Below are 22,921 nucleotides of genomic sequence, written 5' to 3' on the forward strand. Positions count from 1 at the left end.
GCACGAGGCGGCGGTCGGTGGGCTGGAGGCGATCGGCGGCACCGTTGGACCCAACCTCGGCTCCCTGGCGGCCGGGGTGGCGCTGACGGTGCTGCTGGCCGTCTTGCTCCGTCGGGAGGGGGTCGGGCGGGTCGGGCTCTCCGTGGCGGTGGTGGTGGCCAACCCGTGGTTCCTGATCGCCGCCACCTCGACGGTCGACTTCCTCTGGGCCCTCGCCCTCTGGGTGGCAGCCGCGCTCGTCCTGCGCTCGCGCCCATCGATCGGCGGCGCGATCGGCGCCGGGGTGCTGGCCGGCTTGGCCGTCGGGTGTCGCGCCTCGACCGCCTTCCTCGTCGCCGCCCTGGCCCTCGCCGAGGCGCTCGAGCGGCGACACCCCGAGCACGTCGGACCCATTGGTCCACCCGGAACGCCACCTCCCGTCGGCGACGAGAGCGGCCCCGCCGCCGGTCCCGGCGGTGGTGCGCTCGACAGTGCCGGGGTTCCCTCCGAGGCCCGACCCGGGGAGTCGGGACGTGCGATCGGGCCGGTGCGGGCGTTGGTCCTCCTTGCGGTCGCGACGGTCACCGGGCTGGTCGTGTTCGTGCCGTCGTTCCTGGCCGCCGACTCCTCGCTCGCCTTCGCCCAGAACGACGTGCCCACCTCGTCGCTGCTGGTCCAGGTCGGACGGTTTGGCGTGAAGGACCTGTACTTCGTGGGTCCGTTCGCGGCCGTCGTGTTGCTGTTGGCCCTGCCGTCGCTGGTGCGCGCCCTCGGACGATGGCGGGCCGACTGGCTCGTGCGGGTCGGGCTGCTCACCGTGGTGACCTCGCAGCTGCTGTTCCTGCGGTTCCCCTGGAAGATGGGCCACCTGCTGCCCACCCTCGTCGGCCTGGCCCTGCTGCTGGCCCGGGCCCTCGACGCCAAGCCCAGGCTGCTCGCCGCCCTCGTCGCCGCCCAGATCCTCTACGGCGCGTTCAGCGTCACGCTCGTCGCCCCCGACAACCCCAACGCCGCCACCGGCGGGGAGCTCACCTTCGACCCCGGCTGGGGCGCGCTGGTGGTCGACACCCAGTGCCGCCTCGACGACCCGGGCGCGTGGAAGGGTCCCGGTGAGGGAGCCGATCTGGTCACACCGGGCACTCCAACCGCCACCGAGCGCCTCGGGGCGGTGTGGGACTGCGCCAAGCCCTGGTCCCGCTGATGCGTGGTCGCATGAGTCCATGCGTCGAAGCATGATATCGTGCAACTGTGCCCAAGACCCTGCAGATTCGCGACGTGCCCGACGACCAGTACCGCGTCCTGGCCGAGCGGGCGGCGCGCGCCGGGACGACGGTGCCCGAGCTGCTCCGTCGGGAGATCGAGCGCATCACGGAGCGCCCGTCCATGGAGGAGTGGCTGGAGCGCACGCGCGGACGGCGTTCGACCATCACCACCGAGCAGGTGCTCGATGCTCTCGACGAGATCCGGGGCCCGTGGCCCGGCGACGACCGGTGAGCCTCGTCGTCCTCGACGCGGGCGTGCTGTTCGAGGTGGTCGCCGGCACCTCCATGGCGGAGCCGATCCGGCGACGGATCGCCGGGACCGAACAGGTGGCGCCGCACCTCATCGACGCCGAGGTCCTCTCCGTCGTCCAGCGCTGGGCGCGCACCGGTGAGCTGGACCGGACTGCGGCTGCGCAGGCCCTCGACGACCTCCGGGACTGGGCTGGGGAGCGGTTCGCCCATCGCTCCTTGCTCCGGCGCGCGTGGGAGCTGCGCGGGAACGTCCGGGGGTACGACGCGTTCTACGTGGCCTTGGCCGAGGCCCTGGGTGTCCCCTTGCTCACGCGCGACGCCCGTCTGGCCCGCGCGCCGGGGCCGCAGTGCCCGATCGAGGTGATGTAGCCCCGCCGTCAGCGGGAGCGGTAGGTGGCGCGGGCGCCGACGGCGTCCTTGTTGAGCCGCTTGGAGAGGTGAAGGCCCTCGAGGATGAGCTCGGCCGCGCTGGCCCGGTCCGACGCCGCCGCGCCCTCGCCGGCCAGCTCGTCGACGATCTCGGCCAGGCCGGGGCGCTCGGCGAGGCGCGTCTCGTAGTCGGCCACGGTGACGTCCTCGCCGACGTGGAGCACCTCGCCGCCGTCGAAGCTGTCGACCACCGCCCCGGCCACTCCGGTGCCGACCCGGTCGCGGAAGACCGTCAGCACCGCATGGTGCAGGAGCTTGGCCACGATGTCGCCCTCGCGGCCCTCCTCGAAGGACTCGACCTCGACCTTGCCCATCGTCGAGGCGGCCAGGGCGTCGAGGTCGCTGACCCGCGGCGTGACGACGTCCTCGCCCAGGCGCAGCGAGCGGCGCACGGCGTTGGCGACCAGGGTCTCGCGGTTGGTCACGGTGAGGCGCACCGACACCCCCGAGCGCTGGCTGACGTTGCTCGACTGACGGGCCAGGTGGGTGAAGGTGGCGACGATCTCGTCCATCCACCCCGGCACCCGCACCTCGACCCCCTCGACCTCGAAGGGGCGGGACTCCTGCTGGGCGATGGCCACCTCGGTCGCCACCTCCAACGGGTAGTGGGTGCGGATCTGGGCGCCGAAGCGATCCTTCAGCGGGGTGATGATGCGACCGCGGTTGGTGTAGTCCTCGGGGTTGGCCGAGGCGACGAGCAGCACGTCGAGCGGGAGGCGGACCTTGTAGCCCCGGATCTGGATGTCGCGCTCCTCGAGCACGTTGAGCAGACCCACCTGGATGCGCTCGGAGAGGTCGGGCAGCTCGTTGATGGCGAAGATGCCGCGGTTGGTGCGGGGCACCAGGCCGTAGTGGAGCGTGAGCTCATCGGCGAGGTAGCGGCCCTCGGCGACCTTGATGGGGTCGACCTCGCCGATCAGGTCCGCGATCGACGTGTCGGGCGTGGCCAGCTTCTCGCCGAAGCGGTCGTCGCGGTGCACCCAGTCGACCGGCGTGTCGTCGCCCTTCTCGGCGATGAGGTCGCGGGCCGGCTTCGAGACGGGGGCGTAGGGGTCGTCGAGGATCTCGCTGCCGGCGACGACGGGCAGCCACTCGTCGAGCAGCCCGGTGAGCGAGCGGATCATGCGGGTCTTGGCCTGGCCCCGCTCACCCAGGAACACGATGTCGTGGCCCGCGAGCACGGCGTTCTCGAGCTGGGGCAGCACGGTGTCCTCGTAGCCCATGACGCCCTCGACGAGCGGCTCGCCGGCGCGGACCTTGGCGAGCGCGTTGCGCTGCATCTCCTGCTTCACCGGCACCGAGCGCCAGCCCGATGTCCGCAGCTGGCCGAGGGTGGCGGGGCGGTTCGACATGACGGCCAACCTACCGGCGACGATCGCCGCCCGGTCCGTCGCGAGGCCCCGCCGGGCGGAGCGAGCCCCGGTCGTCCGGGGGAGGGTGGCGGGTAGCGTCGCCGGCCATGGACCTCTCCGGCCGGTGGCATGCGCTCGTGGCCGACGACGACCTGCGGCGCACTTGGCTCGACGACGACCTCGACGACCGCGACTGGGAGGCCATCGACGTCCCCGGCCACTGGCGCTCGACCCCGGCCTTCGCCGAGGTGAACGGCCCCCTCCTCTACCGCACGGCGTTCAGCCACCCGCGCCCGACGCACGGCGAGCGGGCCTGGCTCGTGCTCGACGGCTGCTTCTACCAGAGCGACGTCTGGCTCGACGGCGCCTACGTGGGCGACACCGAGGGGTACTTCTTCCCCCACTCCTTCGAGGTCACCGATGCGCTCGCCGATCGCGACGACCACTGTCTCGGGGTCGAGCTCACCTGCTCGCACCCGTCGGACCGCTCGGCCAAGCGCAACCTGACCGGCGAGCTTCAGCACTCCGACCTGCTCGACCCGGATTGGAACCCCGGGGGCATCTGGCGGCCGGTCCGCGTCGAGCGCAGCGGACCGGTGCGGATCCGCCACCTCCGGGTGCTGTGCCAGGAGGCATCGGTCGAGCGCGCCGTGGTCTCGGTGCGGGTGGTGCTCGACGCGGCCGACGCCGGGCCCGTCACCGTCCGCACCACCGTCGGCGGCATCGACCGCGAGGACGGCCACACCCTCGCCGCCGGTGAGAACCAGCTCAGCTGGACCGTCACCGTCGCCCAGCCCGCGCTGTGGTGGCCCCACGCCCTCGGCGACCAGCCCCTGCACGAGGTGACCGTCGAGGTCCTCATCCCCGAGATGGGCGCGACGGCGGCGCCGACGGCCGCCCCGGCGGGCGGATCCGAACGGTCCGACGGTGGCGAGCCCGACAGCGCGGTGACGCGCAGCGATCGGCGGGTGCGGCGCATCGGGCTGCGCCAGGTGGCCCTCCGCCACTGGATCGCGTCGGTCAACGGCGAGCGGCTGTTCCTGAAGGGCTCGAACCTCATGCCCACCCGGATGGCGCTGGCCGAGGCCACCCCCGACGAGCTGCGAGGCGACGTCGCCCTCGCCGTCGACGCCGGGCTCGACCTGCTCCGCCTCCACGCCCACATCACCCGACCCGAGCTCTACGACGCCGCCGATGAGGCCGGCCTCCTGCTCTGGCAGGACCTGCCCCTGCAGCGGGGCTACGCCCGCTCGGTGCGCAAGGCGGCCGTGCGCCAGGCCCGTGAGGCGGTCGACCTGCTCGGCCACCACCCGTCGGTGGCCATCTGGTGCGGCCACAACGAGCCCGTGGCCCTCGACCTCACCGCCGACGAGGGCGACGTCAACACCCTCGCCGCCCGCTACCTCGCCGGCCAGCAGCTCCCGACGTGGAACAAGACGGTGCTCGACCGCTCGGTGAAGCGGGCCCTCTCGCGCCACGACGGCAGCCGTCCGGTGGTGGCCCACTCCGGTGTGCTGCCCCACCCTCCGGCGCTGGAGGGCACCGACAGCCACCTCTCGTTCGGCTGGTACCACGGCGACGAGCGCCAGCTGCCGGCCTTCGCCCGCCTGGTGCCCCGCATGGTCCGCTTCGTCTCCGAGCTCGGGGCCCAGGCCGTGCCCGAGACCGACGCGTTCATGGAGTCCGAACGCTGGCCGGAGCTCGACTGGGAGCGCCTGGGTCGCACCCACGGGCTCCAGCGCAAGATCTTCGACCGCCACGTGCCGCCCGCCGACCACGCCACCTACGAGGGATGGAAGGAGGCGACCCAGCGGTACCAGGCCAACGTGGTGCGGCGACAGGTCGAAGAGCTGCGCCGGCTCAAGTACCGCCCCACCGGAGGCTTCGCCCAGCTCGCCCTCAACGATGGCCACCCGGCTGTCTCGTGGTCGCTGCTCGACCACGAGCGGGTGCCCAAGGCCGGTTGGGAGGCGCTGCGCGCCGCCTGTCGCCCGGTGATCGTGGTGGCCGACCGGCTGCCCGCGGTCGCGCCCGGCGAGGCGCTGGCCCTCGACGTCCACGTCGTCAGCGACCGGCGTGCACCGATCGAGGGCATAACGGCCACGGCTTGCGTCACCTGGACCGGGGGCGAGCACACGTGGCGCTTCGGCGGCGACGTCGGCGCCGACGCGTGCGTCCGCGTCGGCACCCTGCAGCTCGTCGTCCCCGACGCCCCCGGTTCCCTCGGCCTCTCCCTTCGGCTGGTCGGGGCCGACGGCATCGAGCTCGCCACCAACGACGACGCCTCGGTGATCCGGGGCGCCTGACGTCGTTGGCGCCGGGCGGCGCCGCGCCTCGGCGCGAACGTCGAACCGGTAGGCGGATCGGGGGCCGGAGCCCCCAGATCACTGACCAGTTCGAGGGGTGCGGTGACCCGCCAATGCCGCCCTGGGTACTGTGGAGGCCATGGCCCTCGCCGCTCGGGACCACAAGAAGATGACCGCGGAGGAGTTCTTCGCCACCACCGACGAGCAGCCGCGCGCTCAGCTCATCGACGGGGAGCTCGTCGTCGTGAACAGTCCCGCCGCCCGCCACAACCGCGTCATCAACCGCCTCTTGCGCCTCTACTGGTCCCACGCCGACTCGCACCCGGGGTGCGGTGAGGTCGGAACCTCAGGTGACGTGGCGATCGGCGAGCACAACGTGTTCGTGCCCGACCTGTGGTGGGTGCCCGACGAGCGACGATTGGCCGATGACGAGAGCCGCTTCGCCACCCCGCCCTCGCTGGTCGTCGAGGTCCGCTCACCGTCGACGTGGCGGTTCGACGTCGGGCCCAAGCTCCGCCTCTACGAGGCCGCCGGCGTGGCCGAGGTGTGGCTGGTCGACACCGCCGCCGATGTCGTCCTCGCCTACCGCCGCAGCCGCGCCGACGCCCCGACCTTCGACGTCGCCCTCGAGCTCACCGGGGATGACACCCTCACCACGCCGCTCGTCCCCGGCTGGAGCATCGACCTCGGCGCGCTGTTCGGCCGCTGATCCGGCAACTCGAGCTCGAGCGGGCCGGGGAGGTGGTCTTCGTCGCCGGCGACGAGGGGGAGGGCGAGGGCTGGCTGCTCACCTTCGCGTACGACCGGACCACCCGACACCTCGCACCTGGCGATCCTCCACGCCACCGACGTTGCCGCCGGGCCCATCGCGCGGGTCCACCTCCCGGTGCGGGTTCCGTACGGCTTCCACGGCCTCTGGATGCCCGAGGACGACCTGTAGGCCCCCGGTCCGGTGAACCCGTCAACGGGTAGGCGGTGAACGTGGCACCGTACGTGGCACCGTACGTTGTCAACGAGGTGCGCAGACGGTCCCGATCGGCCGCCACCGTGCCACCCTCACCGATGCCCGGAGACCAGAGACGATGCACGCCTACCGCACCCACCACAGCCGTGACCTCGGCCTGGACGACGTCGAGAGCACCGTGCGGGTCGCCGGTTGGCTGAGCGTGCTCCGCGACCACGGGGGCCTGGTCTTCGCCGATGTCCGCGACCAGTCCGGCATCGTGCAGGTCGTGCTCCCCCAGGACGACGAAGCCCTCCACGCAACGGTCCGCGACCTGTCGCGCGAGAGCGTCGTGCGGGTCACCGGTCGGGTCGTGGCCCGTCCCGAGGGCACCCGCAACCCCAACCTCGACTCGGGCGACATCGAGGTCGCGGCCGAGGAGATCACCGTGCTCGGCCGGGCCACCAAGACCCTGCCCTTCGAGCTGGGCGGGGCGTCGAACGTGCGCGAGGACGTGCGGCTGCGGCACCGGTTCCTCGATCTGCGCACCGAGCGCCTGCAGCGCAACCTGCGGCTGCGGTCCGACGTGCTGCAGTACATCCGGGCCCAGATGGTCGACCAGGGCTTCCTCGAGGTCCAGACCCCGATCCTCACCAGCTCCTCGCCCGAGGGCGCCCGCGACTACCTCGTGCCCAGCCGCCGCTACCCGGGCCGCTTCTACGCCCTGCCCCAGGCGCCGCAGCAGTTCAAGCAGCTGCTGATGGTGGGCGGCGTCGAGCGCTACTTCCAGATCGCACCATGCTTCCGCGACGAGGACGGCCGGGCCGACCGCTCCCCGGGCGAGTTCTACCAGCTCGACCTGGAGATGGCCTTCGCCACCCAGGAGGACGTCTTCGCGGTGGTCGAGACGCTGCTCGACGGCCTCTTCGGCCGCTTCTCCACCCGTGAGCGCACCCGGCCCACCTACCCCCGCATCACCTACGCGGAGGCGATGGCCCGCTACGGCACCGACAAGCCCGACCTCCGCAACCCGCTCGAGATCGTCGACCTCACCGCGGTCTTCACCGCCACTGACTTCAAGGCCTTCGCGGGCAAGACGGTGCGGGCCATCCGCATCCCCGGCGGCACCGCCCAGAGCCGATCGTTCTTCGACAAGATGACCGACTTCACCAAGGAGCGCGGCGGCAGCGGTCTCGCCTGGTTGAAGCTCGACGACCTCGACGCCCCCGCGGGGCCCATCGCCAAGTTCCTCGACGCCCCGGCGGTGGACGCCATGGTCACCGCCGCCGCGCTCGAGGCGGGCGACGCCATCGTGTTCATCGCCGATGAGTCCGCGCACGACGCGGCCACCGTTGCGGGGGTGGTGCGCTCCGAGCTGGGCCACCGTCTCGACCTGCTCGAGGCCGACGTGTACCGCTTCTGCTGGATCGTCGACTTCCCCATGTTCGAGTGGGACGCGGAGAAGGAGCGCTACGACTTCAGCCACAACCCCTTCTCCATGCCCCAGGGCGGCCTCGAGACCCTCGAGCACCAGGAGCCGGGCGACATCGTCGCCTACCAGTACGACATCGTGTGCAACGGCTACGAGCTCTCCTCCGGCGCGGTCCGCAACCACGATCCCAAGCTGATGCTCAAGGCCTTCGCCATCGCCGGCTACGGCCCGGAGGTCGTCGAGGAGCGGTTCCCCGCCCTCTACAACGCCTTCCAGTTCGGGGCCCCGCCCCACGCCGGGTTCGCGCCGGGCCTCGACCGCATCCTCATGCTCCTCGCCGATGAGACCCTCATCCGCGACGTCATCGCCTTCCCGATGACCGTCACCGGCCTCGACCTGCTCATGGGCGCCCCCGGCGAGGTCACCCCCCAGCAGCTGCGCGACCTGCACATCGAGCTCGACCTCCCCGAGTAGCCCGGCGGCCCGAGGGGGTCCGGCCCGGGGTCGACCCCACCGCCAACGAGGGGTGGGCGATCTGGTGGCCCACCCACCGATCCGCGCCCGGTGGTCCGCCGACGCTTCACCGGCCGGCCGCGCCACGAAAGGTCGATCCTCCACCTCCACGGTCGCCCATCGACCTTTCACCGACCGCCCGACCACCTCGGGATGAGACGCGATCTGGTGGCCCATCCGCCGATGCGCCCCGGACGGAGGTCTCGGTCTGGTCAGCCCTCAGGGGGGTCGAGCTCGGGCTCGACCACCAAGCCGACCTGGTGGGCCAGGCGCTCGGCCACGTCGCGCACCTGAGCCGGGTCGACCACCGCGCCGCGGAGATCCGCGAGGCGCCGGACCCCGTCGATGCGCGACGAGCGCAGGTCGACGTCATCGAGGCGGGCCCCGTCGAGGTCGGCGGCCGAGAGGTCGCAGCGCACGAAGCGGACCCGTTCGAGGCGCGACCCGCCGAGGAAGGCGTCGGAGAACGTGCAGTCCTCGAAGACCACGTCGCGGAGCTGCGCCCCGCTGAGCACGGTGCTGTCGAAGCGGCACTCCCGGGCTCGCACCTGGTGGAGGCGGATGTCGGTCAGATCGGCGCCGGTGAGCCGGGCGCCCCGCAGCTCGACCCGCTGGAGCAGAGCAGTCGGCCACCGGACCCCGGCGAGGTCCGCGGCGGCCACGAGGGCATCGGAGACCTGGAGCCCGGTCAGGACGGCACCAACCAGGCCTGTTCCTCCGATCGCGAGGTCGGTCAGCACCACGTCGGCGGCCTCGCCGTCGACCACCTCGACCGACAGGGCCCGGAGGCCACCGTGCTCGTCTTCGTCGTGGAGCTGGAGCACCTCGACCTCGCGATGGCAGGCGAAAGCCTCGTCACCCCAGCCCTCCCACCGTCGTCCAGCCACGCCGCATCGTAGGTGCGGCTCGGAATCGTAAGTGCGGCTCGGAATCCACGCGGCCGACGCCCCCGAGGTGGTGGGATGGGTCGGTGGAGCCGAGACCGCCGGAGCGGATCGACCTGGGCGACGTGGTCCTGCGCCGCTACACCCCCCACGACACCACCGCGCTGTCGGCGGTGGCCACCGCGGAGCGCGACCACCTGTCGCCCTGGATGGCCTGGGCCACCCCCTCCGGCGTCACCGTCGCCGCCATGACCACGTTCATCGCCGAGACCAACGGGCGGGCGGACGAGGGCACCGAGGCCGTGTACGGCATCTTCACCGCGTCGCAGGGCCTTCCCGTCGGCGCATGCGGCCTCCACGACCGGATCGGGCCGGGCGGGGTGGAGTTCGGCTACTGGCTCGCCCGGGATGCCACCGGGCACGGCCTGATGACCCGCGTCGTGGGCACGCTCACCGACCTGGTGCTGACCCTCGACGACATCACCTTCGTGGAGATCCACTGCGACGAGGCCAACGTCCGCAGCGCTTCGGTCGCCCGGCGCCTGGGCTACGCCCTCGTCCGCACCGAGGACTGCGAGGTCGCAGCCCCGGCCGAGATCGGCCGCCAGCAGATCTGGGTCCGCACCGAGCCCACCGGCGTCACCTGACCTCGACGACGACGAAAGGTCGATCCCCCACCTCCACGGCGGCCAATCGACCCTTCGACCGGCCCGACGACCCAAGAAAGGTCAATCCCCCACCCCCGCCGTCGCAGATCGACCTTTCGGACCGGCGAGGCGCGGACCGACGGGGCGCAGGGCGGTGCGACCGGGGAACCGGATCGCCGCACCACCAAGGTCGATCCGCCACCCCCACGGTCGCAGATCGACCTTTCGGACCAACGGGGCGCGGGCCAGTGCGGGCGGGGCACCGGTAGCCTGCGGGGACCGGCTCGGCGCCGCCCGTGAGGACACCGATCATGACCGCCCTGCTCAGCAAGACCGACAACGTCGAGGCCGCGGGCGACAAGCCCGGGACCGTCGAGACCGAGGTGAAGGACACCGAGGAACCCGGGACCGACGAAGCCGAGGTCACCGACCTGCCCAGCGACACCGACGAGGCCGAGTTCGGCCTGACCGACCTGTTCACCGGGGCCGTCCGAGCCGAGACCGAGGAGACCGGGGGCCTGCCGCCGATCAGCGCCGCTGAGCTCGAGGCCCAGGCCCTCGCCGCCGGGCCGGTCGACGTTCCTGATGACGACGCCGTGAGCTACTGGGAGGTCGCCGGGCGCGACGACCTGGGCCTGCTGCCCGACTGGTACATGCCCACCGCCGGGGCCGGCTCCCGGCGCCTGCACGGGTGGCGGCGCCGCCTGGCCTGGAGCCTCGTCGCCACGTTCCTGTCGATCAACGCCGCCGGGCTCTGCAGCACCTACGGCCGCATCGAGGGCCTCGGCCTCTGACCCTTCGGGGCTCGTCGGCTGGTGGCCAGCGATTCAGGGGTCGTCCTCACCGCCTTGGTGGTCATCTTCGTGCCTCGCGGCCCAGAGCCCACCTGATGCTCCGGTTCTGCTCGGTTGCACGGGCGGAGGTAGGTTCCGGCTCGATGGCAGCGACCACAGTGACCAGGGGCGGCGGCGGGGCCGGTCGGCCGACACGCCCGGCTCCGTTCCCCGTCGAGCTCTACCGCTCGGCGGTGGGCAAGAAGTACGTCATGGCGCTGACGGGCATCGCCATCATGGGCTTCGTCTTCGCCCACATGATCGGCAACCTGAAGATGTACTTCGGCGCCGAGGACTTCAACCACTACGGCGAGTTCCTGCGCGAGCTGCTGGTGCCGATCCTGCCCCGCACCGTGGCCCTCTGGCTGCTGCGCATCGGGCTCATCGGCGCCTTCGCACTCCACGTGCACGCCGCGTACGCCCTCACCCGGATGAACCGGGCGGCCCGCCTCACCAAGTACCAATCCAAGCGCGACTACCTGGCCGCGAACTACGCGAGCCGCACCATGCGCACCTCCGGGGTCATCGTCGGCCTGTACCTGATCTGGCACCTCTTCGACTTCACCTTCACCGGTACCGGCTACACCTACGTGCGGGGCCTGCCCTATGAGAACGTCGCCCTCAGCCTGGCCCGCTGGTGGAACGCGGTGATCTACCTGGTGGCCAACGTGGCCCTCGGCTTCCACCTCTTCCACGGCGCCTGGAGCCTCTTCCAGACCATGGGGTGGAACAACCCCCGCTTCAACGCCTGGCGCCGCGGCTTCGCCGCCGGGTTCGCCGCCATCGTGGTGCTGGGCAACGTCTCGTTCCCGATCGCCGTCCTCGCCGGCGTCGTCTCGGTCTGATCGTCCGAGGAGGACCCCGCCATGGCCATGACCCTCGACGCCAAGATCCCCGACGGGCCGATCGGCGAGAAGTGGACGAACTACCAGTTCGCCCGCAAGCTCGTGAACCCGGCCAACCGCCGCAAGTACGACATCATCATCGTCGGCACCGGCCTGGCCGGCGGCGCGGCGGCGGCCACGCTCGGCGAGCAGGGGTACAACGTGAAGGCCTTCACCTTCCACGACTCGCCCCGCCGGGCCCACTCGATCGCCGCCCAGGGCGGGATCAACGCGGCCAAGAACTACAAGGGCGACGGCGACTCGGTCTTCCGGCTCTTCTACGACACGGTGAAGGGCGGTGACTTCCGGTCCCGGGAGGCCAACGTCCACCGCCTGGCGGAAGAATCGGTGCGCATCATCGACCAGATGACCGCCCAGGGCGTGCCCTTCGCCCGGGAGTACGGCGGCCTGCTCGACAACCGCTCCTTCGGCGGCGCCCAGGTGAGCCGCACGTTCTACGCCCGGGGTCAGACCGGCCAGCAGCTCCTGCTCGGCGTCTACCAGCAGCTCGAGCGCCAGGTCGGGCTGGGCCGGGTGCAGCTCCACAACCGCAGCGAGCTCGTCGATGTCGTCGTGGTCGACGGCCAGGCCGCCGGCATCGTGGTCCGCGACCTGCTCACCGGCGAGATCACCAGCCACTCCGCCCACGCCGTCGTGCTGGCCACCGGGGGCTACTCCAACGCCTTCTTCCTCTCGACCAACGCCATGGCCTGCAACGTCACCGCCGCCTGGCGGGCCCACCGCAAGGGCGCCGCGTTCGCCAACCCCTGCTACACCCAGATCCACCCGACGTGCATCCCCCAGAGCGACGACTTCCAGTCGAAGCTCACCCTCATGTCCGAATCGCTCCGCAACGACGGGCGCATCTGGGCCCCGACCGACCCCGACGAGACGCGCTCGGCGGACCAGATCCCCGAGGACCACCGCGACTACTACCTCGAGCGGCGCTACCCGAGCTTCGGCAACCTCGCCCCCCGCGACATCGCCAGCCGGGCCGCCAAGGTCGTCGTCGACGAGGGCCGCGGCGTCGGACCGCTGAAGAACGGCGTCTACCTCGACTTCGCCGATGCCATCGGGCGCCTCGGCGAGGACACCATCACCGAGCGCTACGGCAACCTCTTCGAGATGTACGAGCGCATCACCGACGAGTCGCCCTACCAGGTGCCCATGCGCATCTACCCCGCGGTGCACTACACGATGGGCGGGCTGTGGGTGGACTACGAGCTCATGACCACCGTGCCGGGCCTCTACGCCGCCGGCGAGGCCAACTTCAGCGACCACGGGGCCAACCGCCTCGGCGCCTCGGCGCTCATGCAGGGCCTGGCCGACGGCTACTTCGTGCTGCCCAACACCATCAGCAACTACCTCGCCCCCCAGCTCGGCACCCAGCCGGTGCCCACCGGTCACGCCGAGTTCCGCGCCGCCGAGGAGGCGGCCCGCGAACGCTTCGACGGCTACCTCGCCATCGGCGGCACCCAGTCGCCCGACGCCTTCCACATGAAGCTCGGACGCATCATGTGGGACTACTGCGGCATGGAGCGCACCCGCGAAGGGCTGGAGAAGGCCCTGGCCGAGATCCCGGCCCTGCACGAGGAGTTCCGCAAGGACCTGCGGGTCACCGGGAACGGCCGGAGCGTCAACCAGACCCTCGAGAAGGCGGGCCGGGTCGACGACTTCTTCGAGCTGGCCCAGGTCATGTGCCTCGACGCCCTCACCCGCGAGGAGTCCTGCGGCGGGCACTTCCGGGGCGAGCACCAGACGAACGAGGGCGAGGCCGAGCGCGACGACGACCACTTCGCCCACGTCGCGGCGTGGGAGTGGACCGGCGACCCGTCGGCCCCCACCCGCCACACCGAAGCCCTCGAGTTCGACAACGTCCACCTCGCCGTGCGGAGCTACAAGTGAACGAGCTGAACGTCACCCTGAAGGTTTGGCGCCAGGAGGGCCCCGACGCCCCGGGTCGCTTCGACACCATCTCCGCTCCAGGCGTCAACGACGAGATGTCGTTCCTGGAGATGCTCGACCTCGTCAACGAGCGCCTCATCAACGAGGGCCAGGACGCGATCGCATTTGACCACGACTGCCGCGAGGGCATCTGCGGCACCTGCTCGCTGATGATCAACGGACAGGCCCACGGACCGCAGAAGGGCACCGCGACCTGCCAGCTGCACATGCGGAAGTTCTCGAACGGCGACGAGATCGTCATCGAGCCGTGGCGGGCCACCGCCTTCCCGGTGATCAAGGACCTCATGGTCGATCGCTCGGCGTTCGACCGCATCGTCGAGGCCGGCGGGTTCATCACCGCCGAGACCGGGGGCGCGTCGGACGCCAACCTGACCCCGATCCCCAAGCCGGTGGCCGACTCGGCCATGGACGCGGCCGCCTGCATCGGCTGCGGGGCCTGCGTGGCAGCCTGCCCCAACTCCGCCGCCCAGCTCTTCACCGCGGCCAAGGTCGGCCACCTGAACCTCATGCCCCAGGGCCAGCCCGAGCGTTACCGGCGGGTCGAGGCCATGGTCGACACCATGGAGGACTTCTTCGGCTCCTGCACCAACCATGGTGAGTGCGAGGAGGCGTGCCCGAAAGAGATCTCGATCGACTTCATCGCCCTGATGAACAAGGACTACCTGGCGTCGAAGTTCAAGAACCGCCGCCTCACCGCCCGGTCCTGACGGCGTCTCCGAGGTTCCGCAGCCGGGCCGGGAGGTCGGGAGCGGTGCGGTAGACGTACTTCTTGCCCTGTCGGACCTTGGTGAGCAGATCGAGGCGCTCCAGCGCGGCGAGGTCGGTGCGAGCCGACTCGTAGGTGACCCGATTGCGCCGGGCCTGAGCGGCGATCGTGAAGGGCTCGGAGGGGTCGCGCAAGGCGTCCCGAACGACCAACAGCTGACGGTGGTTCAACGCCGCCGAGCCTTGGAGCAATCGTTCGATCTCCTGCGTCTCGGCCATCTTCCGGCCCAGGTAGCCGTTCAAGCTGTCGACGGCCCGGAGGATCACCTCGAGCTGGTAGAGCACGAAGTAGGTGGTGTCGCCGCTGTCGGTCTCGGTGTAGAGGTACGAGTCGACGTACTGGCGCGGGGCTCCGCGGAGGATGGCGGACACCGAGATGTACTGCGCCAGCCAGTACCCGCTCCGCAGCATCGCCCAGTAGAAGACAGCCCTCGCCGTGCGGCCGTTGCCGTCGACGAAGGGGTGGTCGTACGCCAACCAGAAGTGCAGCATGATCGCTCGGACGACGGGGTGCAGGAAGCGATCCGGGGTCTCGCCGTTGGCAAAGGCGCAGAGCTCGGTCAAGCGGGCCTCGAGCTGGTGCGCCGGTGGAGGCTGGTGGAGCAACGTCTCGTCATGCCAGTAGATGGCGATCCGATCCTCGCCCTCGGCCTGGAGCCGACCGGCGTCACGCGGATCGTCGACCGCGTCGTCGGCGACGATCCGGTGCAGGTCGAGGATCCCCTCCGGTGTAAGGGGGGCGGCGGCCATCTCCTGCGCCGCGATCATCGCGCGAAAGTTGTTGACGATCATCTGCTCGCTGCGATCCCGAGGAGCGCGCCCGCTTGCGAGGAGCTCCTTCGCGACCCGGCGCGTGGTGCTCGCTCCCTCCAGCTGGCTCGACGTGATGGCTTCCTCGGCCAGCGAGCTCACGAGGTAGCGATCACTCCCCCGCAGGCTCGTCACCACGTCGTCGGCGAGGACCTGGCCCCCGGCGAGCTGGTCGATCCGGTGCGCCTTCTCCTGCACCGCGTCGACGTTGGCAAACGTGAAGGGCCGTCCCCCCGCATCGACCAGCGGCAGCGAGCGGGCAAGCGCCCTCCGACTGAGGCTCGTGCCGATCCACCACTCATCGAGCGAGAGACCGTTCGGGGGACGGCGGTGGCGCATCTGATCCCAGTGCAGGTAGCGACCCTTGCTATCGACCGGGCCGACGTCGAAGATCCGATCGAGGTCCAGGGTGCCGCGGCCGACCAGGCTCGCGAGGGAGGCGCGGGGCGGTGGTTGGGGCACGCGCCTACAAGTACCAGCTTCCTACCATGGTGAACAGCTCTGGTACTTGGACCGTAACCGACCTCGCGCGTCCAACTACCAGATTTGCATGAACTGGTAGCACATCTGTATGACAACCCTGTCATTCGCGACGGCGTCACGACGGCCCTGGACGGCGGCGGCCGTGGCGGGTCGTCCGACGAGGGCCGGTTCGTGGAGAACGCCTTGACCTGGAGCGCGCTCCAGGTCGTACCGTCTGCTCCGTGACCGCGATCGAGACCGCACCGAGCACCGGCACCGAGCGCGCCGAGGCGACCGCCGCCCTGGCCATCGGCGAGGTGGCCGAGCGCACCAGCACCACGGTGGACACCCTCCGCTACTACGAGCGGATCGGTCTGATCGAGGTCGGCCGGGACGCGGGCGGCCGACGAGCCTACACCGACCACGACGTGCGCCGGGTGGTCTTCCTCACCCGGATGCGCCAGTCCGAGATGCCGATCCGCGACCTGCAGCGCTACGTCGAGCTGGTGAACGAGGGCCCCCACACCGCCCCCGAGCGCCTGGCCCTGATGGAGTCCCACCGCGAGGCAGTGCGGCGCCGCCAGACCGAGCTCGCCGCCGCCCTGGCCGTCATCGACTTCAAGATCACCGCCTACGGCGGCACCTGCGGCGCCTGACGTCCCGACGCGCACCACATCCTCCCAACCCATCCCGAAAAGAGATCACCATGTCCCTCCCCACCCGCGCCCTCGGACGCTCCGACCTGTTCGTCGGCTCGATCGGCCTCGGCTGCATGAGCTTCAGCCCCATCTACGGCGGCTTCGACGGCATCGACCCCACCGAGGTCATCGGCCGGGCCCTCGACCTCGGCGTGACCCTGCTCGACACCGCGGACGTCTACGGCCCCCACACCTCCGAGGAGGTCGTGGGCGCGGCGATCGCCGGGCGGCGGGACGAGGTCACCCTCGCCACCAAGTTCGGCATCGCCATCGAGATCGTCGGCGACGAGATCCGCCGCGGGGTCAACGGCACGCCGGAGTACGTGCACTCCTCGATCAACGGCTCTCTGGCCCGCCTCGGCGTCGACCACATCGACCTCTACTACCTGCACCGGCCCGACACCGCGGTGCCGATCGAGGAGACCGTCGGGGCCATGGCCGAGCTGGTCGCCGCAGGCAAGGTGCGCCACCTGGGCCTCTCGGAGGCGTCGGTCGACACGATCCGCCGGGCCCACGGCACCCACCCCATCGCCGCCCTGCAGACCGAGTACTCCGTCTGGAGCCGTGACCTCGAGCCCGAGATCCTGCCGGTGTGTCGCGAGCTGGGCATCGGCCTGGTGCCCTACAGCCCGCTGGGCCGGGGCTTCCTCACCGGGGCCATCACCAGCACCGACGACCTGCCGGCACGGGACTTCCGGCGGGGCACGGCCCGCTTCGCCGACGAGGCCCTGACCGCCAACCGCTCGGTCGTCGCCCTCGTCGAGGAGATCGCCGCCGTTCACGGCTGCGCGGCGGGCCAGGTCGCCCTGGCCTGGGTCCTGGCCCAGGGCGACGACGTGGTGCCCATCCCCGGCACCAAGCGGGTCTCCTACCTGGAGCAGAACGTCGGCGCCGCCGCCGTCGCCCTCACCGCCGACGACCTGTCCCGCCTGGACGCCGTACGGGTCGATACCCCCCGGTCGGCCGACGAGAGCTGGGTCAACCGCTCGACGCCTCCCCTGGCCTCCTGACCGGGGGCTCCGGCCCCCACCGCGGCCGGCGCCGACCCACCACGACGGCGACCGCCAACGCCACGACGCACCCGGCGAGGAGGACCCCGCCCGGGCGCACCGCCACCTCCACGCCGTCGCCGGCCACGCCCACCGCCACCAGCGCACCCCCGATCAGCACCATCCCGGCGGCGACGGCCCGCAGGCCGACGGGCGCCGTCGGGCCCCGGACGATCGACGCCTCCACCAGGCCGAGGCCCACCAGCAGCACCGCCCAGGCCAGGTACCCGGCGTCCCAGCCGCGCACCGTCCCGAGGTAGGTGTCGGCCGTGCTCTCCCGCACGCCGGCGAGGGGCACGAACACCGACACGACCACCCCGCCGGCGGCCAGGCCGGCCGTCGCGGTCGGGACGTCGGCGCCCCGGGGTCGGGGGCGCGCCCACGCCGCCAGGGCCAGGGCCACCACGACCAGGGCCACCGAGCCGACCAGCACCGCCGGACCCCGCTCGGCCACCACCCGGGTGTCGGACGAGGCGTCGACCATGTCGTCGACGACCAGCCCGAGCAGGGCTCCCATCCCGCCGACCAGGGCCGCCCACAGCACCGGCGTGGTGGACCGGGCCCAGCGCAGCGGGAGGACCACGAAGGGAGCCAGGGCCACGACGAGGGGAGCGAAGGCCACGGACGCGGCGGACCCCGACTCGAAGGGGCCGTCGACCCGTCGGGACGTGTACCAGGGCACGACCGCGGCGACCACGTAGGCGACCGCCGCGGCCAGGCCCACCACGAACGACGCGACCAGGGCGACGTCCCGCGCCGGGGAGCGCCCGGCCCCGTCGCTGTCGTCGCGTGCCACGGCGCCGTGCCTACCCGTCGCCCGGGCGGTCGACGCCCCGCCCCGGCGGGGAGGTCTCACCGTCGGCGACGACCGCGACGGCCCGTCAGCCTGTGACGGGGGGCACCACGGTCGAGCTCCGCTAGGGTCGGGACGAGATCCGGTCGAGACCCCGGCCGGAGGCGAGGAGACCATGGGGCAGGACCCCTCGGCCGCCGCCATGCGGCCCGACCGCGACAACGCGCCATGAACGGCTTCGACAGCTGGCTCGAGTACATGTCCGACGAGCGTGACGACGTCCTGGAGCTGACCATCGAGCACGCCACCATCGTCTTGCAGGTCATGGCGGCGGCCATCATCTTCTCGGTGGTCGTCGGCGTGGTCGTGCAGAACCGGCCCGCGTTGCGCAACATCGCGCTCAGCATCGCCAGCGTCTTTCTCACCATCCCGTCGCTCGCGCTGTTCACCCTGTTCATCCCGGTGTTCGGCATCGGCAAGTGGCCGGTGCGGGTGGCGTTGTTCATGTACGCCCTGCTCCCGATCCTCCGCAACACCGTCACCGGCCTCGACGGCATCGACCCCGCCGTCGAGGAGTCGGCCAAGGGCATGGGGATGAGCCCGACGCGCCGCCTGTTCCAGGTCAAGCTCCCGCTCGCGTGGCCGGTGATCGTCACCGGCATCCGGGTGGCGTTCCTGCTCGTCACCGGCATCGCCGCCATCGCCACGCTCGTCAACGGCGGCGGCCTCGGCGACCTCATCAAGGTCGGTTTCAACCGCCTCGGCCTGCCCAACTCCCTGGAGCCCATCTGGGCCGGCGCCGTCATGGTCGTCGTCTTGGCCCTGGCCTTCGACCTCGTCCTGGCTCTCCTCCAGAAGCTCCTCTCGCCCCGGGTCCTCGCCGCCGGCTCCGAGCTGCCGAGCACCCTCATCTCGGGCCTCCGGTCCCGCTCCTCGTCCGATCCCGCCCACCAGGAGGGCACCCGTGTCCGAACCGACCGCTGAGGCCACCACCTCGGACCTCGCCGAGGACCTCGCCGCCGTGGCCCCCGAACCCGACGCGACGGTCACCCACGATCCGGACGTCGCCGATGCGATGATCCGCCTCGACGAGGTGTCGAAGACCTACGCCGGCACCGCGGAACCCGCCGTCGCGGCGCTGACGCTCGACGTTCCCCGGGGTGAGATCCTCGTGCTCGTCGGTCCCTCGGGCTGCGGCAAGAGCACCACACTGCGACTGATCAACCGCATGATCGAGCCCACCGGGGGCCGCATCCTCTTCGACGGGCGCGACGTGACCCGGGTGAACCCCGACGAGCTGCGACGCCACATCGGCTACGTCATCCAACAGATCGGCCTGTTCCCGCACCGCACCATCGCCGACAACGTGGCCACGGTGCCCAAGATGCTGGGCTGGGACCGGAGTCGCATCCGCGCCCGGGTCGACGAGCTGCTCGACACCGTCGGCCTCGACCCGTCGATCTACCGGAACCGCTACCCCAAGGAGCTCTCGGGTGGCCAGGCCCAGCGCGTCGGCGTCGCTCGCGCCCTGGGGGCGGATCCGCCGGTGCTGCTGATGGACGAGCCCTTCGGCGCCATCGACCCCATCACCCGCGACCGGCTCCAGAACGAGTTCCTGCGCCTGCAGGCCGACATGCAGAAGACCATCGTGTTCGTCACCCACGACATCGACGAGGCCATCAAGATGGGTGACCGCATCGCCATCCTGCGCGACGGCTCGGCCATCGCCCAGGTCGACACCCCCCAACGCATCCTGGCCCTGCCCATCGATGACTTCGTGCAGGACTTCATCGGTAGCGGCGCGGCGCTGAAGGGCCTCAACTTCGAGCGGGTCCGCGACCTCACCCTCGGCGATTTCCCTCACGTCCGCCACGACGCGGGCCACGCCAAGGCCATCCAGATCCTCGATGGATCGCGCCAGCAATGGATGGTGGTGCTCGACGCCCACGAGCGCCCCCTGCGGTGGGTCAACCGCACCGACATCGATCGCTCCGACCGCCGCCTCACCGAGGTGGGCCAGGCCGTGCGGGTGACCGTCGAGCCCAACGCCACCCTGCACGACACGCTCGAGGCCATGCTCAACTCCAGCGTCGGGGCCGCCATCGTGACCGATGCGAGGGGCCGCTACCAGGGCGTCGTCGAGATCGAGGTCCTCACCGAGGCCATCAGCCGCATGCGCACCGAGGCCCGGGCGCACTACGCCTCCCTCGGCCTCTCCACCGCCGACGCCCCGGGCCTGGCGCCCTATGCGCCGCCGGCACTGGACGGCACGTCGTGACGAACACGACGACGATCGCGCCCGACCCGGCGGTCACCGAGGACGTCGCACCCGACTCGGCGGCGGCGACCTCCGCGGTGACCACCGGTGGCGGCTCGCGGGGCATCGTCGCCCTGCTGGTGACGCCGGTAGTGCTGGCGGTGCTCTCCCTGGTGCTCTACCTCTACGTCGGCGGCGCCGAGAAGGACTCCGCCGAGCGCTCCGCCCTCGACTGGGGCAGCAAGCTGTACCCGCAGATGCAGACCCACGTCGGCCTGACCCTGTGGTCGACGGTCATCGTGCTGGCCCTCGCGGTCCCCATGGGCATCCTCCTGACCCGTCCCATGTTCCGCAAGGGCGCCCCGCAGGTCGGCCGCCGCGAGCTGCCCCGGCCCATCGGCGGCGCGTTCCAGTACCTCTCGCCGTCGATGCTGGCGGTGGCCAACGTCGGCCAGGCCCTCCCCGCCTACGGCCTCTTCATCCTCTTCCTCGCCTGGCGGGGGCAGGGGTTCGCCACCGCGGTGACCGCCCTCGTCGTCTTCGCGCTGCTCCCCGTGCTGCGCAACACCATGGTGGGCCTCGAGCAGGTCGACCCGGCCGTCATCGAGGCGGGCCGAGGCATGGGCATGAGCAAGTTCCGGGTGCTGCTCTCGATCGAGCTGCCCCTCGCGGTGCCGGTGATCCTGGCCGGGGTGCGCACCGCCCTCGTGATCAACGTCGGGATGGCGTCGCTCGCGTTCCTGATCGGCGGCGGCGGCCTCGGCATCACCATCAACTCCGGGCTGAAGCTCAGCCGTGACCTCATCACGGTGACCGGCGCCGGCATGGTCGCCATCCTCGCCCTCTCGGTCGACTGGGTGGCCGCGGTGGTCGAGCGGGTGCTGCGCCCCAAGGGGCTCTGAAACGACGGAGGCCGCCCCGGCGGGGGCGGCCTCCGAACGCGACCTGCCGGTCGAGAGGTGCGCTAGCCGATCAGGCCTTGCTCGCTCAGGTACTCGCGGGCGACCTCTTCGACGTCGTCGCCGTCGAGCGACACGCGCTCGTTGAGGCCCGCCATGGTGTCCTGGTCGAGGCCTTCGAGGATGGCCTCGGAGACCGTGGTCCACGCCTCGCCGTTCTTGTCGTAGGCCGAGCCGGCCACCGTGTAGGACACGTTGTAGATGATCATGGCGCCCGGGTCCTCGACCAGGGTCATGTCGAGGCCGGTGATGCGGCCGTCGGTGGTGAAGATCTCACCGAAGTCGCACTCGCCCGACGCCGTCTCGGTGTAGACGACATTGGTGTCGAGGATGGTGATCTGGCTCTCGGGGATCACGTAGCCGGTCTCCTCCTCCCACAGCACGAGGCCGTCGGAGCGGTCCGGGAACTCGGTCTCCATGCACACCGTGGCGTCGCTGTTCTCCTCCAGGTAGTCGGCCATCGTCTGGAAGGTGAACGCCTCGCCGCCGTTGGCCTCCTCGGTGAAGTCCGGGCCGGTGGCGAAGCCGTAGGTGTTGTTGAACTCCGAGCTGCCGAGCCAGTGGACGTCGTTCTCCTCGAGGTCGGCATCCGCGACGACCTGGTACAGCTCGGCCGGGTCGCTGGAGGGATCCTCGTTGCCGAGGTGCTCGGTCCAGCCGGTGCCGTTGTACTCGGGGTAGACGTCGATGTCGCCGTTGAGCAGGGCCTCACGGGCGACGTTGGTGCCGCCGGTGTCGGTCTGGTCGGTGACATCCGCGCCGGTCTCCTCGAGGGCGACGACCATCATCTGGCCGAGCAGGATGCTCTCGTCGAAGTCCTTCGAGCCCACCGTGATGGCCGCACCATCGAAGTCGACATCAGCCAGCGCACCGGACGCACCCGAGCTGTCCCCACCCCCATCCCCCCCGCCGCCGCTGTCATCGTCGCCCCCGCAGCCGGCGGCCAGGATGGCCAACACCGCCATCGGGATGAGCAGGAATCGCAGGATCGGGCTTTGTCGTTGCATCGCGCTTCTCCGGGTTGTCGTGTTCACGTGGTCCCACGGTGTGCATGCCTCCGCCCGGCCTCGCATCGGTCGGTCCGCCCCCCCGCAGCCCGAATCCCCATCGACCCGGTCCACGAGCGCAGGCGCCAGAAGGCCGAGGCATCCAGCACGCGCCGTGTGACGTCCGCACCGTAGTGGCGCCAGGCCGCGCTGCCCCGAAACGTCATCAGATCGACACCACATCGTCATGTCGCGGCTCCTCGGCCCCCCCGCGACCGCGCGCGGTGCTTTTGCACCGGCGGGGGCCCGCCCGATAGCACAGTCCCGCTGCCGGGCGGCTGGGTGACGCGCGGCCCCTGTGCTGCAGACGGTGCGGCTCGTACCCCACGAGCTGCGAGCCCCACGAGAGGTTGACGAATGTCCTACGTGCTGGCCGAGGGTGGTTACCAGGCCTTCGACCT

The 22,921-nt window shown here is 71.3% G+C and carries 21 protein-coding genes and 1 pseudogene; 17 read left to right on the forward strand and 5 right to left on the reverse strand.

Features of this window, described 5'->3' with window-relative positions; genetic code table 11:
• The 3 genes and pseudogenes from VNL12_RS08740 to VNL12_RS08750 all read left to right on the forward strand — a co-directional run.
• Positions 1 to 1,180 (forward strand): annotated as a pseudogene (locus tag VNL12_RS08740) (hypothetical protein); the annotation flags it as partial.
• Positions 1,181 to 1,227: 47 nt separating this feature from the next.
• The gene (locus VNL12_RS08745) at positions 1,228 to 1,473 is read left to right on the forward strand and encodes a hypothetical protein (protein ID WP_325593613.1); all 246 of its coding nucleotides are present in this window, start codon (positions 1,228 to 1,230) and stop codon (positions 1,471 to 1,473) included.
• A complete protein-coding gene (locus VNL12_RS08750) occupies positions 1,470 to 1,862 on the forward strand; it encodes a type II toxin-antitoxin system VapC family toxin (protein WP_325593615.1) in 393 nt (130 codons plus the stop codon). Before VNL12_RS08745 ends, VNL12_RS08750 begins: the two co-directional genes overlap by 4 nt.
• 8 nt (positions 1,863 to 1,870) lie before the next feature.
• Here the strand turns inward: VNL12_RS08750 and VNL12_RS08755 are convergent, their stop codons facing one another.
• Positions 1,871 to 3,274 carry a sigma 54-interacting transcriptional regulator gene (locus VNL12_RS08755; RefSeq protein WP_325593617.1) on the reverse strand — a complete coding sequence of 468 codons (1,404 nt, stop codon included), beginning with the start codon at positions 3,272 to 3,274 and terminating at the stop codon, positions 1,871 to 1,873.
• Between the two features lie 107 nt (positions 3,275 to 3,381).
• Here VNL12_RS08755 and VNL12_RS08760 point away from each other — a divergent pair, with 107 nt between their 5' ends.
• From VNL12_RS08760 to aspS, 4 genes are all read left to right on the forward strand, one after another.
• Positions 3,382 to 5,580 (forward strand): glycoside hydrolase family 2 protein, encoded by a 2,199-nt coding sequence (locus tag VNL12_RS08760; protein WP_325593619.1) that lies wholly within the window; start codon positions 3,382 to 3,384, stop codon positions 5,578 to 5,580.
• A gap of 139 nt (positions 5,581 to 5,719) precedes the next feature.
• Complete coding sequence (locus VNL12_RS08765) at positions 5,720 to 6,289, forward strand: Uma2 family endonuclease (RefSeq protein ID WP_325593621.1); 570 nt, start codon at positions 5,720 to 5,722, stop codon at positions 6,287 to 6,289.
• 156 nt (positions 6,290 to 6,445) lie between these two features.
• Positions 6,446 to 6,520 carry a hypothetical protein gene (locus VNL12_RS20895; protein ID WP_349257820.1) on the forward strand — a complete coding sequence of 25 codons (75 nt, stop codon included), beginning with the start codon at positions 6,446 to 6,448 and terminating at the stop codon, positions 6,518 to 6,520.
• 142 nt (positions 6,521 to 6,662) lie between these two features.
• A complete protein-coding gene (gene aspS, locus VNL12_RS08770) occupies positions 6,663 to 8,429 on the forward strand; it encodes an aspartate--tRNA ligase (RefSeq protein ID WP_325593624.1) in 1,767 nt (588 codons plus the stop codon).
• Between the two features lie 251 nt (positions 8,430 to 8,680).
• Here aspS and VNL12_RS08775 read toward each other — a convergent pair whose 3' ends face one another.
• Positions 8,681 to 9,355: a pentapeptide repeat-containing protein gene (locus tag VNL12_RS08775; RefSeq protein ID WP_325593626.1), complete on the reverse strand. Its 675-nt coding sequence runs from the start codon at positions 9,353 to 9,355 to the stop codon at positions 8,681 to 8,683.
• 83 nt (positions 9,356 to 9,438) lie between these two features.
• On the opposite strand from VNL12_RS08775, the gene VNL12_RS08780 reads away from it, so the two are divergent.
• The 5 genes from VNL12_RS08780 (at position 9,439) to VNL12_RS08800 (ending at position 14,388) form a co-directional block, all read left to right on the forward strand.
• Positions 9,439 to 9,999, forward strand: a complete 561-nt coding sequence (locus tag VNL12_RS08780; protein WP_325593628.1) for a GNAT family N-acetyltransferase — start codon at positions 9,439 to 9,441, stop codon at positions 9,997 to 9,999.
• A gap of 311 nt (positions 10,000 to 10,310) precedes the next feature.
• On the forward strand, positions 10,311 to 10,793 hold the full coding sequence (locus VNL12_RS08785) for a hypothetical protein (RefSeq protein WP_325593630.1): 483 nt from the start codon (positions 10,311 to 10,313) through the stop codon (positions 10,791 to 10,793).
• 143 nt (positions 10,794 to 10,936) lie between these two features.
• Complete coding sequence (locus tag VNL12_RS08790; protein ID WP_325593632.1) at positions 10,937 to 11,677, forward strand: succinate dehydrogenase cytochrome b subunit; 741 nt, start codon at positions 10,937 to 10,939, stop codon at positions 11,675 to 11,677.
• A gap of 27 nt (positions 11,678 to 11,704) precedes the next feature.
• Positions 11,705 to 13,621, forward strand: coding sequence for a fumarate reductase/succinate dehydrogenase flavoprotein subunit (locus VNL12_RS08795; RefSeq protein WP_349257821.1), 1,917 nt, complete (start codon positions 11,705 to 11,707; stop codon positions 13,619 to 13,621).
• A gap of 5 nt (positions 13,622 to 13,626) precedes the next feature.
• Complete coding sequence (locus tag VNL12_RS08800; protein WP_349257822.1) at positions 13,627 to 14,388, forward strand: succinate dehydrogenase/fumarate reductase iron-sulfur subunit; 762 nt, start codon at positions 13,627 to 13,629, stop codon at positions 14,386 to 14,388.
• On the opposite strand, the gene VNL12_RS08805 is transcribed toward VNL12_RS08800, so the two are convergent.
• Positions 14,372 to 15,718, reverse strand: a complete 1,347-nt coding sequence (locus tag VNL12_RS08805) for a Fic family protein (protein ID WP_325593638.1) — start codon at positions 15,716 to 15,718, stop codon at positions 14,372 to 14,374. The genes VNL12_RS08800 and VNL12_RS08805 overlap by 17 nt on opposite strands.
• A gap of 242 nt (positions 15,719 to 15,960) precedes the next feature.
• Here VNL12_RS08805 and VNL12_RS08810 point away from each other — a divergent pair, with 242 nt between their 5' ends.
• Together VNL12_RS08810 and VNL12_RS08815 are read left to right on the forward strand one after the other, a co-directional pair.
• Positions 15,961 to 16,374 carry a MerR family transcriptional regulator gene (locus VNL12_RS08810; protein WP_325593640.1) on the forward strand — a complete coding sequence of 138 codons (414 nt, stop codon included), beginning with the start codon at positions 15,961 to 15,963 and terminating at the stop codon, positions 16,372 to 16,374.
• Between the two features lie 50 nt (positions 16,375 to 16,424).
• Positions 16,425 to 17,426, forward strand: coding sequence for an aldo/keto reductase (locus VNL12_RS08815; protein WP_325593642.1), 1,002 nt, complete (start codon positions 16,425 to 16,427; stop codon positions 17,424 to 17,426).
• On the opposite strand, the gene VNL12_RS08820 is transcribed toward VNL12_RS08815, so the two are convergent.
• Positions 17,395 to 18,261, reverse strand: a complete 867-nt coding sequence (locus tag VNL12_RS08820; RefSeq protein ID WP_325593644.1) for a hypothetical protein — start codon at positions 18,259 to 18,261, stop codon at positions 17,395 to 17,397. The genes VNL12_RS08815 and VNL12_RS08820 overlap by 32 nt on opposite strands.
• Before the next feature lie 225 nt (positions 18,262 to 18,486).
• On the opposite strand from VNL12_RS08820, the gene VNL12_RS08825 reads away from it, so the two are divergent.
• The 3 genes from VNL12_RS08825 to VNL12_RS08835 all read left to right on the forward strand — a co-directional run bounded on the left by VNL12_RS08825 (position 18,487) and on the right by VNL12_RS08835 (position 21,417).
• Positions 18,487 to 19,242, forward strand: coding sequence for an ABC transporter permease (locus VNL12_RS08825; RefSeq protein ID WP_325593646.1), 756 nt, complete (start codon positions 18,487 to 18,489; stop codon positions 19,240 to 19,242).
• Between the two features lie 91 nt (positions 19,243 to 19,333).
• The gene (locus VNL12_RS08830; protein WP_349257823.1) at positions 19,334 to 20,536 is read left to right on the forward strand and encodes a betaine/proline/choline family ABC transporter ATP-binding protein; all 1,203 of its coding nucleotides are present in this window, start codon (positions 19,334 to 19,336) and stop codon (positions 20,534 to 20,536) included.
• A complete protein-coding gene (locus VNL12_RS08835) occupies positions 20,533 to 21,417 on the forward strand; it encodes an ABC transporter permease (RefSeq protein WP_325593650.1) in 885 nt (294 codons plus the stop codon). Before VNL12_RS08830 ends, VNL12_RS08835 begins: the two co-directional genes overlap by 4 nt.
• A gap of 62 nt (positions 21,418 to 21,479) precedes the next feature.
• On the opposite strand, the gene VNL12_RS08840 is transcribed toward VNL12_RS08835, so the two are convergent.
• Positions 21,480 to 22,481: a glycine betaine ABC transporter substrate-binding protein gene (locus tag VNL12_RS08840; protein ID WP_325593652.1), complete on the reverse strand. Its 1,002-nt coding sequence runs from the start codon at positions 22,479 to 22,481 to the stop codon at positions 21,480 to 21,482.
• Between the last annotated feature and the right edge of the window lie 440 nt (positions 22,482 to 22,921).

This window comes from Iamia sp. (genome assembly GCF_035575815.1).
Taxonomy (GTDB): Bacteria; Actinomycetota; Acidimicrobiia; order Acidimicrobiales; family Iamiaceae; genus Iamia.

Coding starts and splice junctions, on each gene's coding strand:
- VNL12_RS08755 (WP_325593617.1), bottom strand. CDS start 3,274: ATGTCGAACCGCCCCGCCACCCTCGGCCAGCTGCGGACATCGGGCTGG.
- VNL12_RS08760 (WP_325593619.1), top strand. CDS start 3,382: ATGGACCTCTCCGGCCGGTGGCATGCGCTCGTGGCCGACGACGACCTG.
- VNL12_RS08765 (WP_325593621.1), top strand. CDS start 5,720: ATGGCCCTCGCCGCTCGGGACCACAAGAAGATGACCGCGGAGGAGTTC.
- aspS (WP_325593624.1), top strand. CDS start 6,663: ATGCACGCCTACCGCACCCACCACAGCCGTGACCTCGGCCTGGACGAC.
- VNL12_RS08785 (WP_325593630.1), top strand. CDS start 10,311: ATGACCGCCCTGCTCAGCAAGACCGACAACGTCGAGGCCGCGGGCGAC.
- VNL12_RS08790 (WP_325593632.1), top strand. CDS start 10,937: ATGGCAGCGACCACAGTGACCAGGGGCGGCGGCGGGGCCGGTCGGCCG.
- VNL12_RS08795 (WP_349257821.1), top strand. CDS start 11,705: ATGACCCTCGACGCCAAGATCCCCGACGGGCCGATCGGCGAGAAGTGG.
- VNL12_RS08815 (WP_325593642.1), top strand. CDS start 16,425: ATGTCCCTCCCCACCCGCGCCCTCGGACGCTCCGACCTGTTCGTCGGC.
- VNL12_RS08825 (WP_325593646.1), top strand. CDS start 18,487: ATGAACGGCTTCGACAGCTGGCTCGAGTACATGTCCGACGAGCGTGAC.
- VNL12_RS08830 (WP_349257823.1), top strand. CDS start 19,334: ATGATCCGCCTCGACGAGGTGTCGAAGACCTACGCCGGCACCGCGGAA.
- VNL12_RS08840 (WP_325593652.1), bottom strand. CDS start 22,481: ATGCAACGACAAAGCCCGATCCTGCGATTCCTGCTCATCCCGATGGCG.